Raw genomic sequence first — 16,370 nt, forward strand, 5'->3', positions numbered from 1 at the left:
ACGCAAACAAATATAAACCTATGAGATAGATTGGTGAGATGGTGAGTAACGGATGCGGCCCCTCCTTCGTCGGGGTGACATACTGATCGTGGATTATGGGACGGAGAGTGGGTGAGATAATAAGCAAACCTCACAACCTATTATGGATTCGGAGGATGCGACCCCTCCTTCGTCGGGGTGACATACTGGATGCGGATTACGAGATGATGATAGATTCTTCTTTAATCGATAAATCTCACAAAGAGCAAACCTCACAAAGCACAAACCTCACAAAAAGCAAACCTCACAAAAAGCAAACCTCACAAAAAGCAAATCTCACAAAAAACAAACCTCTAAACCGTCAGCCAAAATAATTGCCCATCCCGATTTATTCCAATAAATTTGCAGCAATTGAATTCAACTATGTCTTTACTCTCCCGTTCCGTACACCCCATATACAACCTACAATTCATGTTGGTTTGTTTAAGTTCTTTGTTATTTTCTGCTAGTTTTAATATGTTAATCCCTGAATTACCGGATTATTTATCAAGTTTAGGTGGAGCAGAATACAAAGGTTTAATCATTGGTTTGTTTACGATTACAGCGGGAATTTCAAGGCCTTTTAGCGGAAAATTGACGGATAAAATTGGTCGAGTACCCATTATGGCTATTGGCTCAATCGTTTGTTTCATCTGTAGCTTGCTTTATCCTATTTTGACTACCGTTTCTGGTTTCTTGTTTTTGCGATTGCTACACGGTTTTTCAACGGGATTTAAACCTACAGCCACTGCAGCGTATGTGGCTGATATTGTTCCAAAAGAACGCTGGGGTGAGGCCTTGGGATTACACGGTATTTGCTTCAGTACAGGGATGGCCATTGGTCCTGCAATTGGAAGTACCATCAAGATTTATACTTCGATGAACTTCTTGTTTTATACTTCTGCTTTATTTGCGCTCTTGTCCATCCTAATCTTACTCAACATGAAGGAAACATTAAAGGTTAAAGAAAAGTTTTCTTTTTCACTCTTTAAAATTTCCCGCAAAGATTTGTTTGATTTCAATGTTTTACCGGCTGCTTTAGTGACCTTTCTATCCTATATTGCTTATGGGGTAATCCTGACTTTAATTCCAGATTGGACGGGGCACTTAGGATTGGAAAACAAGGGAATCTTCTTTATGATTTTCACGATATCCTCCCTATTGGTCCGTTTCTTTGCAGGGAAGGTATCTGATCAATATGGGCGCGTACTCATCATTAATATCGGATTGGTTTTATTGCTTATTTCGCTCCTCATCATTGCTTTCTTCCAAACTGTTAATGGTTTGTATTTAGGGGCTTTTATGTATGGTATTGCCTTGGGAATTTTATCTCCAGCTTTAAATGCGTGGACGATTGATTTCAGTACACCTGATCAAAGAGGAAGAGCTGTTTCTACTATGTATATCGCCTTAGAAGCGGGAATCGGTGGTGGTGCCTTTGCAGCAGGTTGGTACTATAAAGATCATCTTGAACACATCCCAACTATTATGTATATCAGTTCAGCTATTATTATGCTGAGTTTATGCTATATGTTTTCTAGAAAGTTCAAAACAAATTAAGGGAGGCTCTTTGTGAGGTTTGCTTTTTGTGAAGTCGCTTTTTTGCTTTTTTGTGAAGTCGTAAGGGTTATCGATTAAAGTAGATAGTGCCATTTGTTCCTTGTGAGGGGTGTTTTTTGTGAGGTTTGTGATTTGATTCTTTTTGATTCACTCTTAATCAAATAAATTATCTAGTTACTTGGCAAATTGCCATTTGCCACTACGAGATTTTACATCTCATCACTCATCTTCTATCTCACCTCCTCACCCTAATTACCTCACCCTAATTACCTCACCCTAATCGCCTTAACCCTTAACTCATCACCCTTAACCCTTAACCCTTAACTCATACCCTACAAAAAATACTTCGCTGGTGTTGTACCCGTATGGTTTTTAAAGAACTCAATAAAAGCGCTATCGGAAGAAAATTCCAATCGGTGGCTAACTTCGGATATACTGGTGTTTTCTGCGAGGAGTTCTATGGCGCGATAAACACGCCACTGCTGACGCCAAGCTTGATAAGTCATATTGGTTTCTCGCTTGAATATACGCGTGATGGTCTTTTCACTCGCTCCAACATGCTGTGCAAACTCATGTAAAAAGGGAGGTACTTTTTTTTCTAACATAAAAGATGTCATGAACGATTGCAAACGATAATCCGTAGGAATTTCCAAGGCATATGATTCTTCTTTTGCTTCTTCAAACTCATCCCAAAACACACGTAAAATATGCTGTTGTTTTGGTGTCGGTTCACCCTCCCACTCCCACCAACAAATACGCTCAATCACCTCTGCTAATAAAGGAGATACCACTCGTACTTGTAACGCAATATGCTCCAGTTTGAGCTTGCGCATATCCAAGTAAATCGAGCGATAAGCAACAACATTGCGAAAGGTAACCCGATGTTCTAGTCCTGCGGGAATAAAAAGTAATTTTTGAGGAGGCAAAATAACCTGGCGATTACGTGTCAATAAGGTCATACAACCACTCGGAGCGTAGAGAATTTGCGCATGTTCTGGATGTTGATGGAATCCCGAATCATGTTGAACTAAATCCGAAGCTAACCCAATTACTTCTTGGTCAATTTGCAGTAAATTCAGCTGTTGTTCTTTATTCAAATACGCCATTTGTCTGTTTTTTGATATTTTTTGCTTTTATCCTGTTATAAAGATAAGTGAAATTCATCGGAATTTTGCATCAGAAATAATAATAGAAATGAAAACAAAAGTACAATTGAGCTTTATGGTGCTCTTAATGATGTTTCCGCAATTTGTTGAAACCATTTATAGTCCAGCATTACCCCATATTGCTCAATCTTATCAAGTAACCGATACACAAGCATTGCTTACCATCAGCACTTATTTTATTGCTTTTGCACTAGGTGTAATTTGGTGGGGGATTCAAAGTGATTATATCGGAAGAAGAAAAGCGATGATTTGGGGCTTAACCACCTATATGGTAGCTTCTTTACTTGCTTTATTGGCACCAACTTTCGAATTGGTATTGGCCGCACGTATTCTCGCTGCCTTTGGTATTGCTGTCGGATCTGTGATTACCCAAACCATGATGCGCGATGTATATACGGGCGTAGAACTGAGCAAGGTATTTTCTATCATGGGTATTGCGTTATCCATCAGTCCAGTTATTGGATTATTATTAGGTGGAATAACCGTTTCTACATTTGGACATGTTGGTGTTTTTGCTCTGCTTGCTATACTCGCCTTATTTTTGGTTGTTAAAGCTTATTTTCAACTACCAGAAACAAAACAAACCCAAGATAAAATTACGGGGCAAGCTGTTATTCAACTCGCTAAACAAATGTACACGGATCGACGTATTTGGCGTTACGCTTTGTTAGTAATGAGCTACAATGTCTTGCTCTTTAGCTACTATTCATTTGCTCCTTTTATCTTTGAGTCTAATGGATATGATGCTTCCGTTTATGGCTATAGTGGTATTGTATTAGCTTTAGGATCGTTTGCGGGAAGTTACTTTAATAAGGTTTGCATCAGCAAAGGTGTTTCTAGCAATAGGCTTATTCTTGCATCAGCCGTATTAGCGCTAGTTAGTGCACTATCTGTTTGCCTCTTACTGCATTCGATGTGGTTTTTGCTTCCTGTTTTATTGGTTGTAGCTGCATTTGGTATCGCTATTCCCAACATTTTAAGTCAAGCGTTGATATCCTACAAAACCGCCATTGGATCCGCAGGAGCTTTATTCGGGTTGTTGTATTATATCTTGATTGGTTTGGGGCTATACAGCAGTAGTTTACTTCACCACTTTGGATGGGTATTGGTTTTATTTTCGAGTATTGCCTTTATTCTAGCCTTGACTTTACCCAAACAACGTCAATAGTTATCGTTCGTTTAAAGCTAAACGCGTAACAATGGGAAAGTGATCGGAATTTTTAAAATCGCTATAGGTTTTAAAGGACTTCACTTGAATACTTGGGTCCACGAAAACGTAATCGATACGCATTGGATAATACGGAAAATCGTAGCTTTTTCCGAATCCACTGCCTGCCTCAATGAAGGCATCTTTTAGTTCCCCCTTAATATTGCTATATACATACGAAAAGGCGCTATTGTTCATGTCACCGCAAATCACCTTGCGGTGCGTGGCGTCTTTCATGTGCGACTGAATCAACTCAGACTGCATTTGTTGCTCCTTAAAAGCGCTAGCTATGCGTTTGAAAATGCGTTTTGATTTTTCCTCATCTAACTTTTCGTGAATATCAGGACTAATACTCACCGACTGCAAGTGAATGCTATAAACGCGAATGGTATCGGCTTGTATTAATACATCCGCAAAAATGACATTGTTATTTGAATTAGGGAGATTAATTTCTCCTTTATCGATGATTCGATGTTTAGAATAAATGGCTTGTCCTGTTTTAATCTTATCTCCGTGAGAAACCACATATTTATAAGGATATTGCTTAAAGTTCAATCCTGCACTTTTAGAATACTCTTGTAAACACAAAATATCAGGGTCTTGTAGGTCGACAAATTCCTTAATTTTTTGAGGAACAAATTCATCGGGAATCCACTTAAACAAATTAAACAAACGAACGTTATACGTCATTAACACAATATCTTCTGGCTCCGTAGCTTCTTCTTTTCCTGTTATTTTATAGAACTTCGTAATAAAAGTAAAACCGAGTAATAGAATCACCACAGATAATGCCACTTGTTTTTTTACTTGAATGGCCCAATACAATAAGAAGAAGAAATTCAGCAATAAAAGAGAAGGGAGAATCAGCGTAAAAACAGATAACAGTGGAAACAACTTGGGTGCTAAAAAAGGCAATACATAGCCCAATAATGTTCCTATTGCAACGAGAACATTAAAGAAAAATATAACTTTATTAAACCAAGATAGTTTCTTCATACTTATTTATTTCCTTGACGAAAAAGAAAATCCTTTTCTTCTTTACTCAAACTTTCATATCCCGACCTACTGATCTTATCCAAAATGGCATCAATTTCCTTTTGTGAGGTCTCTTCCTTAGTAACGTTTTTCTCTACTGATTTATTGACATAAACCTTCTTAAACGTCGATTTATTTTTTGCTGTTCGCTTCCTTGGTTTAGCTAGATCTGTTCCTCTTTTCAGCAAGAAGACATAACCAAAGCCGACTAAGGCACCACCAAGATGGGCTAAATGCCCTCCAACGTTACTAGAAGACAGTTGAAACAAATCAATAAGGATAATAAACCCCGCTATATAAATCATTTTTATACGCCCTAGCAGCGCTAAACGCACTTCCATTTGCGGAGCAAAACTAGCCACTGCAATAAGTGGAGCCATAACCGCAGCAGAGGCTCCGACTAGTCCAGAACCCATAGCGAAGAAAAGAGCACTAATATAGTATAGGATACTTCCACCTAACGCCCCTGCTAGGTAAACAAATAAAAACTGTCTAGTGGTAAAAAACGTAAAGAATAGATTGCTGACAAAAAACAGCATAATCATATTCAAGAGTAAATGCCAAATCGTAGCATGTACAAAAGAATAGGAAATAAACGTCCAAAAGCGCCCCAATGATGCAACTCCCTCCGCTACAAAAGCGACATACGGAAACACACTGTGGTACACACTTGAAGAAACAACAGAGAGTCCATATAACAAGATAAAGACAACAATATTGAGGATAATCAGTAGTTGTACCTTATCCCCTAATTTGATGTTTCGTTTTAAATCCTCAAATCCTTTCATGTTACAAATCCCAACGGTTTTGTTTAAACTGGTTTTGTTTCCAATACCTCACTAATAAGAAGCCTGTTAATGCACCCCCTACGTGAGCGAAGTGCGCGATTCCTGTTCCACCACCAAAAATACTGAATCCACCAGTTAATCCACCGATTAAGTCAATCGCTAAGATTCCAGGCACAAAGTATTTCGCTTTGATTGGTACGGGAATAAACATCATCATCAATTCTGCATTTGGGAACATATAAGCAAAAGCAACTAGAAAGCCATAAACAGCTCCAGAAGCTCCTACAACAGGAGTATTAAAGGCAGAAATCATTGCGCCAAAATCAGCCGAACTAAGGTGAGATTCCCAACGTCTATCATACATACCGCTTTTCAATAGGTTATAGACTTCAGATTCCTGAAAACCTGCTGCAACCAATTGACTAACGCCATTTGATACGGAATAATAATTCACTCCCATGTGCAGCAAAGCGGCACCTAGTCCCGAAATCAGGAACAAAGCATACAGTCTTTTCGTTCCAAAAATCATTTCTAGGGTTGATCCAAATGAGAATAACGCGAACATATTGAAAAAGATGTGCATGATTCCACCATGCATAAACATATACGTCAGCGGTTGCCAAACTTGAAACTTGGCATTGTCAAAATAATACATCGCTAAATAATCATAGGTAGCAGGAACGAACATGCTCCCTATAAAAAATAGGATATTTATAATCAATAACTGTTTTACTCCTTCTGATATTCTCATTACAGTATAAATTTTCGTTCAATATCTTCTACTTTCATGGTAATAAAAGTAGGTTTCATAAATGGTGAGATGTTGGGCTCTTTACAACCAAATAAAGAATTCACAATATCTTCTTGTTCTGTTTCATTTAAAATTGTACCTGATTTTACAGCCAAACTTTGTGCCAATGTTTTAGCAATGCGTTCCGTTTGAATGTAGTTTGTTTCAGGAATTCCTTCTTGGAAGCTCATAATCAAATCGTCTAACACAATTTGCGCTTCACTTTCGGCTACATTTACAGGTAATCCAGATAAAATTACATGATCCTCGCCCATATCTTCAAAATCAAAGCCCATTTGTTTTAGTGAATGTCGAATTTCTTTCAACAAGACCACTTCATATGGAGCATAATATAGCGTTAAGGGAAAGAGTAACTGTTGAGAAATGGCATTGGATTTAGCAATATTTCCGATGAATTTCTCATAGAGGATTCGCTGGTGTGCGCGTCCTTGGTTGATGACCACCATCCCGGATTTAATCGGGCTAACAATATATTTTCGCTGAATCTGAAACGTACGAGAAGCCAAGGTAGTTTCTGTACTTTCGTCAAACAAACTTCCCGTTACTTCTTCCTCTTCGAATGTCAAGCCACTAATATCAATATCACTTCCTTTGCCTTTCAGTCCCTCAAAAACTTCTTGCCAAGCCCCTACTTCTGTTGCAGAAGACTTTTTAATTTCTGTTTTATTGGATTTGCTAGCAAAGAAAACAGCTTCATCCGCTTTTCTTCCTTCTTGTTTAAACGAAGAAAAGTCAATCGTTGATTTAGCTGTAGTCAGTTTACTTTCAAATACCTCAGCTTCCTCCTCTTCATCAGGTACAATCGGTTCTTCTGGTTCTTCCTCTTTACGCAAAAAAGAACTTTCTTCAAAAGGATTGAATCCCCTTGCTACGAAATCCGAAGGCAAACCATTCGTCGTATTTGCTGGTGTTTGTTTAAAAGGATTAAAAATCTCCTCTTCAGGATTTAGCAATTCATTGCTAAACGGATTATAATGTGTATCGATTTCGATTAAAGGTGTTTCTGCTTCTCTGTCTTTAAATTCATAAGGAACATCTAATCCTTCATCTCGATGAAAGTCGAGCACAGGCGCTACATTAAACTGCCCTAAACTGTGTTTAATCGAGGAGCGCAAAATACTATAAAGCGCTTGTTCATCATCAAACTTAATTTCTGTTTTTGTTGGGTGAATGTTGATATCAATGGAATCCGGAGGTACAGACAAATAAATAAAATATGTCGGTTGTGTGCCATCCTTCAGCAATCCTTCATAAGCAGCTAAAACAGAATGATGCAAATAACCACTTCGAATGAAGCGATCATTGACAAAAAAGAATTGTTCACCACGGCTTTTTTTAGCAAACTCTGGTTTCCCTATGAAGCCGCGGATGGTTACAATTTCTGTAATTTCTTCAATTGGAACTAACTTTTCGTTGGTTCTTGTTCCGAATACGTTAACGATGCGCTGACGCAAGTTTGAACTCGGCAAGTTAAATACTTCACTTCCATTGTGAATCATGGTAAAACTAATACCTGGATGTACCAAGGTAATGCGTTCGAATTCATCCACAATATTGCGCAATTCAACATTATCTGACTTTAAGAAATTTCTACGAGCGGGAATATTAAAGAAAAGATTTTTCACTGAGAACACAGTTCCTGGAGGTGTTACTGCCACTTCTTGTGACATTACTTTCGATCCTTCAATCACGAGGTGCGTTCCCAATTCACTATTGTGCAAACACGTTTTTAGATCAACGTGTGCAATCGCAGCGATTGACGCTAAGGCTTCTCCTCTAAATCCTTTTGTATTTAAGGCGAATAAATCTTCTGCTTTGGATATTTTAGATGTAGCATGGCGTTCAAAAGCCATTCTAGCATCTGTCTCGTTCATTCCCTTTCCATTATCAATTACCTGGATCAACGTTTTTCCTGCTTCTTTTAGCACCAACTTGATTTCCGTTGCCTCAGCATCCACCGCATTTTCTATCAATTCCTTCACAACAGAAGCTGGTCGTTGAACCACTTCTCCTGCGGCAATTTGATTGGCTACGTGATCTGGTAATAATCGAATAATATTAGACATTTAAAAAAGGAAGTTTTTTTTTGATTAAAACGTTGAACTCTATCCATACAAATTTAATTAAATAAATAGGGGAATTACTTCCTTAACTATTTTTTCACTTTTCAATTTCGTATGATAAAAAAAGCCTGCTTTTACACAGGCTTATCTTTTTTCTTTTATAGATTATTTAAAGCAATCATTTTCAAGGCAGTGACTGCGGCCTCAACCCCTTTATTCCCCATATCACCACCACTTCGAGCGAGTGACTGTTCTATTGTGTTATCTGTAAGTACACAAAAAATGACAGGAATATCTGCTATTAAATTTAAATCTTTAATTCCGTGTGTAACACCTTCACAAACAAATTCAAAGTGCATGGTTTCTCCTTTGATTACACAGCCAATTACAATAACTGCATCTAAGTCTTCAAAGCGTTCAATCATTCGTTTTGCACCGAAAACCAATTCAAAGCTTCCTGGTACATCCCAACGGATTAACCCTTCTCCTTGTAAACCACAATCTAAAAGTGTTCTTTTGGCACCGTCAAATAATCCTTCTGTAATCGTATCATTCCAATTTGAAACGACGATTCCCACTTTCATATTTGTTGCCGAAGGTAATGTTGTTTTATCATAAGCCGATAAGTTTTTATTCGCTGTTGCCATATTATTGAGCAAGACCGATTAAAGACTCTACTAACGTTGCTTCTGCAGCCGTTGAATAGTTATTCTTAACCTCGTTAAACATTTTTAAAGCTTCTGCTTTTTTCCCATCTTCTAAAGCTGCAAGTCCAGCTTTGTATAAAAATCTAGGTGTAGTGAAGCTGTTTTTATTGTGATCAGCTGCTTTTTTATAGTACTCAAATGCATCTGCATGTTGTCCTAATTCAGAGAAAGCATCTCCAATAGCACCTAATGCTGAAGCACCAATAACCGCTTCTGATCCTAATTTATATTGTTCTAATTGCTCAATTGCTTTTTTAAAGTCTCCTTGATTTAGGTAAGTTGTTCCTGCATAATAATGTGCTAAATTAGCAGATGCAGTACCTTTATAGTTATCGATAATACCTAAAAATCCTAATTTACCTTCTCCACCATTCAAGGCTAAGTTCAATAAATTTTGTCTTTCAGCCTCGTTAGTAAAAGCGTCATTGTAGTAAGATTGTGCCTGAAACATCTCATTCGCTGCTTCTTCGTTTTTAGGCTCAACTACAAACTTATTATATCCAACATAACCAATAGTCACTAAAGCAATGGCTCCAACGATACCAAAAATTGCTTTTTGATTTCTCGCTACCCAACCTTCCATTTTATTTGCTCCTTGATCTAAGGAATTAAATACCTCTGCCGTAGTACTCTTAGAAGTATCAACTGAACCATACTGATCAAATTCGTTATCTACCGTTTCGTCTTCCGGTTTTGGAGCTTTATAACCTCTTTTATTATAAGTTGCCATGTATAAAAAGTTTAATGAAAGGCAAAAATATGATTTTTATTGTAATATAAAAGTGCTTACTATTAATATTTTTGATAATTTGCAACCAAATTAGATAATACTATCACTCACTCGTTAAAAACACCTATATTCTCGTGTATTTAAAAAAAATAGATCTTCTCAATTTCAAAAATATTGAAGATAAATCTTTTGAATTTAACGCTAAAATCAACTGTTTTATTGGATTAAATGGCGTTGGTAAGACCAATATATTAGATGCAATCTATTATATTGCCTATGGCCGTAGTTATTTTAATCCTATTGCTGTTCAGAATATCAAGCATGGCGCTGATTTCTTTGTTATCGACGGTTTGTTTGAAAAAAATGAACAGAGTGAACACATTTTATGTAGCTTAAAAAAAGGGCAAAAAAAAATACTCAAACGCAACAATAAAAACTACGAGCGTTTTTCGGATCACTTTGGTTTTATTCCACTCGTGATTATCTCTCCTTCCGATAGTGATTTGATTATTGAAGGAAGTGAAACGAGACGCAAATTTTTAGATAGTGTTATTTCTCAAATGAACAGCAATTATTTACAATTGCTTATTCAACATCAAAAATTGATTACACAACGCAATGCTCTATTAAAGAGTTTTGTCAGCAACAATTACTTTGATCGAGATACACTTGAGATTTACAACGAGCAGATTGAAACGATTGCCCAACCGATTTACGAAACGCGTCGTGATTTTTTGCATGAGTTTATTCCTATTTTTAATCAATACCATCAATTGATTACGGGAAACAAAGATGATGTACATTTACTCTATGAATCACAATTAGAACATCATAGCATGCGAGAGCTTTTTGATCAAAACATTCAAAAAGATCGAGCGCTGCAATATACATCCGTAGGGATTCACAAAGATGATCTCGTTTTTTTACTCAAGGGAAGTCCAATTAAAAAGTTCGGTTCGCAAGGACAACAGAAATCTTTTTTAATTGCCCTGAAACTTGCTCAATTTGATTTTTTAAAGAAACAGCATAACATAGCGCCTATTTTGCTATTTGACGATATCTTTGACAAATTAGATGAACTACGAGTACGTCAAATTTTAGAGCTAGTTAACTTAGATACTTTTGGGCAAATGTTTATTACGGATACCCATTTGGATCGAACGGAATCGCTCTTAAACTCGATTAATCAAGATTTCAAAATCTTTACCATAGAATAACAAACTGCTTTCAATTCATACGCTATGATTCAAGAAAATATTTCTTTAAAACCTTACAATACCTTTGGCATTGATGTTCAAGCGAAACGCTTTACGCAAGTCGATACAATTACAGAACTGAAACACCTGATTCAATCCTTTCCTCAAGAACCTTATTTTATATTAAGTGGAGGAAGCAATATGTTATTGACGCATGATGTTGAACAACTGGTAATCAAGCTAAATATCAAGGGGATTGAAGTTATAAAGGAAGAAGAAGACTTTGTTTGGGTAGAAGCTCAGGCGAGTGAAGTATGGCATGATTTTGTGCAGTGGACGCTTGCAAGGGATTACGGAGGATTAGAAAATTTATCTTTAATTCCTGGGCATGTCGGCACAACACCTGTTCAAAACATTGGTGCTTATGGCGTTGAGATTAAAGATACGATGGTAAGTTGCAAAGCTTTACATATTCAAACCTTGGAAATTGAAGAATTTACCAAGGCCGATTGTCAATTTGACTATAGAGAAAGTATCTTCAAAAAAGCAGCGAAAGATCAATATATTATCCTATCTGTGGTTTATCGATTAAGCAAAAAAAATCACGTTTTACACACCAATTACGGTGCAATTAAAGGAGAATTAGAGCAAATGGGCATCACGTCTCCAACAATTCAAGACATTAGTCAAGCTGTCATTGCTATTCGCAGCAGTAAATTACCTAATCCAGCAGAATTAGGCAATAGCGGTAGTTTTTTCAAAAACCCGATTGTATCCAAAGCGTTATTTGATATTCTAGTAAAGAAGTATCCAACCCTGCCTTCGTATACGATTGATGAGGATCACATTAAAATCCCAGCAGGTTGGTTAATTGAAACAAGCGGATACAAAGGCTATCGAATTGGCGATGCTGGTGTACATAGCAAACAAGCCTTAGTTTTAGTTAACTATGGTCATGCACAAGGCATCGAGTTAAAAAAATTATCCGAAACCATTCAACATGAGGTTTTTAAGATTTTTAATATTCACCTAGAAGCGGAAGTGAATATCTTTTAGATATATTGCACAAAAAAGCGATTATTGATACCTTTGCCTCTTGCTTAATATAGTTCACACACCATGCTAACCATCTTATTTTACATACTGATTGGTATTCTATTATTTCACGCGCTTTATTATGTTGTTTTATACAGCAATATCGCCTTTAATAGCTCATTAAAGAGCAAAGCCAACGAACAGCAACTACCTGTTTCGGTGGTGGTGTATATCAAAGATAATGAGGCCGAACTACCTCAGTTCCTTGAAGCCATGCTTTTACAGGAGTATTCTTCTTATGAACTTATCCTCGTAAACAATGCTTCCGAAGATGAGAGTTTACCTATTTTGGAACAATTTGTTGCTCAACATCGTTTTGCTAAATTGGTCAATGTAGAGAATAATGAAGCCTTTTGGGGAAATAAAAAATACGCTTTAACGTTAGGAATTAAGACCACGTCTTATGACTATCTTTTATTCACGGAACCGAAAGCACTTCCGGATTCACCGCATTGGATTGCTAGCATGACAGCCCTTTTCACAACGAAAAAACAAGTTGTTATTGCGCATACCTCATTGGCAAAAAAGAAAAAAAGCCTCAGCAATAAATACGAAAGATTCCAACTATTTCTTCATACCCTTCACAACTTCATTTGGACAGAATTAGGCAAACCATTATATGGTAATAGCTTAAATCAAGCCTACAAGAAAACGCTATTCTATCAAGTGAATGGTTTCATCAAAGAGATGAAAATCAGTCAGGGGGAAGAGCAAGAGTTTATTAGACAGATTGGAACAAAATCAAATACAGCGATTACCCTTGCGCCTGAAAGTATGAATACCTTACACCAACAGCCTTCTTGGAAATCTGCTTTTCAACTGCAACGAAAAAACGATTTACTTTTTAAGCGAATCGGACTTTTCAATCAGTTAAAATTGAGATTCTACCATTTTAGTGTATTGGTATTTTATATTCTATTAACCTTCCTACTCCTCCATTTATATCAGTGGGAAATTGTAGTGGGGGTATTTGTTTTCCGATATTTTATCAGTATCTTCTACTTTGCAAAACTTTTGAAGAATTTCAATGAAAAAGACTTGGTGTGGTTCATTCCATTTTTTGAGTTTACTCATATACTATCGGGTCATTATTTTGCGTTTAAACACTTTATCACACGTAAGAAAATTTGAAAACAAGCGCAACAAGTCACACAATAGAAGCTGCTAAAAAAGGAGATCAAACTGCTTTTACTTCGCTATTAAATCAATATTGGTCGGAAGTGTACCATTTCATCCTCAAACAGACCGGGAATGAAACGGATGCTGAAGATATTACCATTGAAACTTTCTCGAAAGCCTTTAGTAGCATTGAGTCCTATGACAATAAATTTGCTTTTAATACGTGGTTATTAACGATTGCGAAAAACACGCATATCGACTTAATTCGCAAAAGAAGAAACCTACACTTCGTGGACATTACGGATGAGGAACAACAATACAACAATATTATTGATGATTCTGAAACCATTGAAGATGAATTAATTCGCGAACAGAATTTAGAAATCTTCAAAAACTATATTCGCCTTTTAAAACCTCATTACCAAGAAGTTATTGAGTTGAGGTTTTTCCAAGAACTTTCCTATAATGAAATTGCTAGTATTCTCAACGAACCGCTAAATAATGTGAAAATCAAAATTATGCGTGCGAAAAAGTTATTGGCTGAAATTATCCTGAAACAAATCGATCAGAACTTTTCGATTTAATTGCTTTTCTGTTTTTTTGCTTCTTCGCTTTTTCGCTTTTTCGAGAAATTCGCTTTTGGAAATAAAACCGTCTTTTTTGTGTGAAGGCGCTTTTTTGTTTCTTCGTTTTTTTGCTATCCTGTCTATCCACACCTTACTATATACGCAGTATGTCATACTGACGAAGGAAGTATCGCATCGGTTATTCAACGCTTGTTAGGAGCAAATCTGTATAATAGAACGTTTTTTCTTTTGTGAAGGCGCTTTTTGTTTTTTGCTTTTCTGTTTTTTTGTTTCTTCGTTTTTTCGAGAAATTCTCTTTTTTATGTGAAGTTCCTTCTTCGCTTTTTTGCTATCCTGTCTATCCACACCTTACTATACACGCAGTATGTCATACTGACGAAGGAAGTATCGCATCTGTTATTCAACGCTTGTTAGGAGCAAATCTGTATAATAGAACGTTTTTTCTTTTGTGAAGGCGCTTTTTGTTTTTTGCTTTTCTGTTTTTTTGTTTCTTCGTTTTTTCGAGAAATTCTCTTTTTTATGTGAAGTTCCTTCTTCGCTTTTTTGCTTTTTTGAAGAAATTCTTTTAGGAAATAAAACTGTCTTTTTTATGTGAAGTTTTTTTGCAATCCTATCTATCCACACCTTACTATACACGTAGTATGTCATACTGACGAAGGAAGTATCGCATCGGTTACTCAAACAAAAAAGCAAACACACACAAAAGCAAAAGAGCCTTTCCCAAAAAAAGCCTTTCCCAAAAACCTGATAAATATCAATATAGAAGACAAAAATGTCCTTTATATTTGATAGACTAAAATGAACTAACAAAGTGATGATTATGGATACAAAATCACGGAATTTAAAAAGAGGACTTGGAGCGATTGTATTGACTTTAGGTCTACTAGGTTTGGGAGGATGCTCTCAAAAGGAATCAAAGAACATTGTTATGGATGCTGATTGGGCAGAACGCTTAGTTGCACATGGAGAAAGAGAAGCTGAATTAACTGCTCCTCCTCTTGTACCTAAACCCGTAGGTAAAAGAGCTGCGACTAAACTAAATGTCAATTTAGAAATTCTGGAACAAGAAGGTGAAATGGTTGATGGTGTAAAATACATGTATTGGACGTTTGGCGGTACAGTACCGGGTAGTTTTATCCGTACCCGTGTGGGAGATGAAGTTGAGTTTACGCTTAAAAATCACCCAGACAACAAACTCCCTCACAACATCGATTTACATGCGGTAACAGGTCCTGGTGGTGGGGCAGCTTCTTCTTTGGTAGCTCCAGGGCATGAGGTAACGTTTTCATTTAAAACACTTCATCCTGGTCTTTATGTTTACCATTGCGCGACAGCTCCGGTAGGTATGCACATTGCCAATGGAATGTATGGGCTTATCCTCGTAGAACCGGAAGGTGGTCTTGCTCCAGTTGATAGAGAATACTACATCATGCAAGGGGATTTTTACACCAAAGGTAATTATGGAGAAAAAGGGCTTCAGCCTTTTGATATGAATAAAGCTGTCAAAGAACAACCTGATTATGTTGTCTTCAATGGCCATGTTAATGGATTAGTTAATGACAACGCCATCACAGCTAAGGTAGGTGAAACCGTGCGTTTATTTGTTGGAAATGGTGGCCCTAACTTAGTTAGTTCTTTCCACATTATTGGAGAGATTTTTGATCGTGTACATGTAGAAGGTGGGGATTTAATTAATGAAAATGTACAGACCACACTTATTCCAGCAGGAGGTGCTGCCATCGTAGAGTTTAAGGTGAACACTCCGGGTACATTTGTATTAGTCGATCACTCCATCTTTAGAGCCTTTAACAAAGGAGCCTTGGGTATGTTAAAAGTTGAAGGAGACGAAAACGAAAAGGTTTTTGCTGGTAAGATCAAAGAAGGTATTTACTTACCTGAAGGTGGAACCATCCAAACCATGCCAACAGATACAAATAAGAAAGCACCGATTGAAAATAAAACACTGGCGCAACAAATGACAGATGGAAAAAACGTATTTACAAGAACGTGTTTTGCTTGTCACCAATCAGAAGGCCAAGGAATTGAAGGAATCTTCCCTCCTCTTGCTAAGTCTGATTACTTAAATGCAGATGTCAGTCGAGCGATAAAAACAGTGATAAACGGTTTAGAAGGAGAGATTACGGTAAATAAAATTAAATACAACTCCATCATGACGAGTCAAAATCTAAGTGATCAAGAAATCGCGGATGTATTGACTTATGTGTACAATAGTTGGGGAAATAATAAAACGGTTGTAACCCCTCAAATGGTTCAAAAAAATAGATAAT

Annotated in this window: 14 protein-coding genes; 7 read left to right on the forward strand and 7 right to left on the reverse strand. The window is 36.9% G+C overall.

The features are described 5' to 3' along the window. Nucleotides 1–402 precede the first annotated feature (402 nt). Nucleotides 403–1,578 (forward strand): MFS transporter, encoded by a 1,176-nt coding sequence (locus M2306_RS10785; RefSeq protein ID WP_259190850.1) that lies wholly within the window; start codon nucleotides 403–405, stop codon nucleotides 1,576–1,578. A gap of 332 nt (nucleotides 1,579–1,910) precedes the next feature. Here the strand turns inward: M2306_RS10785 and M2306_RS10790 are convergent, their stop codons facing one another. Further along, complete coding sequence (locus M2306_RS10790) at nucleotides 1,911–2,684, reverse strand: AraC family transcriptional regulator (protein WP_259190848.1); 774 nt, start codon at nucleotides 2,682–2,684, stop codon at nucleotides 1,911–1,913. An 88-nt stretch (nucleotides 2,685–2,772) separates the two neighbouring features. On the opposite strand from M2306_RS10790, the gene M2306_RS10795 reads away from it, so the two are divergent. Next, nucleotides 2,773–3,912, forward strand: a complete 1,140-nt coding sequence (locus M2306_RS10795) for a multidrug effflux MFS transporter (protein WP_259190846.1) — start codon at nucleotides 2,773–2,775, stop codon at nucleotides 3,910–3,912. On the opposite strand, the gene M2306_RS10800 is transcribed toward M2306_RS10795, so the two are convergent. The 6 genes from M2306_RS10800 to M2306_RS10825 form a co-directional block, all read right to left on the reverse strand. Then, nucleotides 3,913–4,947: an endonuclease/exonuclease/phosphatase family protein gene (locus M2306_RS10800; RefSeq protein WP_259190845.1), complete on the reverse strand. Its 1,035-nt coding sequence runs from the start codon at nucleotides 4,945–4,947 to the stop codon at nucleotides 3,913–3,915. A 2-nt stretch (nucleotides 4,948–4,949) separates the two neighbouring features. Beyond that, nucleotides 4,950–5,774, reverse strand: coding sequence for a rhomboid family intramembrane serine protease (locus M2306_RS10805; protein ID WP_259190844.1), 825 nt, complete (start codon nucleotides 5,772–5,774; stop codon nucleotides 4,950–4,952). A gap of 1 nt (nucleotide 5,775) precedes the next feature. Beyond that, on the reverse strand, nucleotides 5,776–6,525 hold the full coding sequence (locus M2306_RS10810; RefSeq protein WP_115092622.1) for a rhomboid family intramembrane serine protease: 750 nt from the start codon (nucleotides 6,523–6,525) through the stop codon (nucleotides 5,776–5,778). Then, complete coding sequence (gene mutL / locus M2306_RS10815) at nucleotides 6,525–8,651, reverse strand: DNA mismatch repair endonuclease MutL (RefSeq protein WP_259190843.1); 2,127 nt, start codon at nucleotides 8,649–8,651, stop codon at nucleotides 6,525–6,527. Before mutL ends, M2306_RS10810 begins: the two co-directional genes overlap by 1 nt. Before the next feature lie 155 nt (nucleotides 8,652–8,806). Next, complete coding sequence (ribH, locus tag M2306_RS10820) at nucleotides 8,807–9,295, reverse strand: 6,7-dimethyl-8-ribityllumazine synthase (RefSeq protein WP_259190842.1); 489 nt, start codon at nucleotides 9,293–9,295, stop codon at nucleotides 8,807–8,809. 1 nt (nucleotide 9,296) lies between these two features. Then, on the reverse strand, nucleotides 9,297–10,085 hold the full coding sequence (locus M2306_RS10825) for a tetratricopeptide repeat protein (protein ID WP_259190840.1): 789 nt from the start codon (nucleotides 10,083–10,085) through the stop codon (nucleotides 9,297–9,299). A gap of 134 nt (nucleotides 10,086–10,219) precedes the next feature. Between M2306_RS10825 and recF the strand changes: the two genes are divergently transcribed. From recF to nirK, 5 genes are all read left to right on the forward strand, one after another. After that, complete coding sequence (recF, locus tag M2306_RS10830) at nucleotides 10,220–11,302, forward strand: DNA replication/repair protein RecF (protein ID WP_002990323.1); 1,083 nt, start codon at nucleotides 10,220–10,222, stop codon at nucleotides 11,300–11,302. A 24-nt stretch (nucleotides 11,303–11,326) separates the two neighbouring features. Continuing rightward, nucleotides 11,327–12,337 carry a UDP-N-acetylmuramate dehydrogenase gene (gene murB, locus M2306_RS10835; RefSeq protein WP_259190839.1) on the forward strand — a complete coding sequence of 337 codons (1,011 nt, stop codon included), beginning with the start codon at nucleotides 11,327–11,329 and terminating at the stop codon, nucleotides 12,335–12,337. A 63-nt stretch (nucleotides 12,338–12,400) separates the two neighbouring features. Beyond that, entirely contained in the window at nucleotides 12,401–13,507 is a 1,107-nt protein-coding gene (locus M2306_RS10840; RefSeq protein WP_259190838.1) for a glycosyltransferase, read from the forward strand. Next, entirely contained in the window at nucleotides 13,504–14,079 is a 576-nt protein-coding gene (locus tag M2306_RS10845) for an RNA polymerase sigma factor (protein ID WP_002990320.1), read from the forward strand. Before M2306_RS10840 ends, M2306_RS10845 begins: the two co-directional genes overlap by 4 nt. Nucleotides 14,080–14,896: 817 nt before the next feature. Then, the gene (nirK, locus tag M2306_RS10850) at nucleotides 14,897–16,369 is read left to right on the forward strand and encodes a copper-containing nitrite reductase (RefSeq protein WP_259187870.1); all 1,473 of its coding nucleotides are present in this window, start codon (nucleotides 14,897–14,899) and stop codon (nucleotides 16,367–16,369) included. Nucleotide 16,370: the final 1 nt, after the last annotated feature.

The sequence above is a fragment of the Myroides gitamensis genome (assembly GCF_029894455.1).
Classification (GTDB): Bacteria; Bacteroidota; Bacteroidia; order Flavobacteriales; family Flavobacteriaceae; genus Flavobacterium; species Flavobacterium odoratum.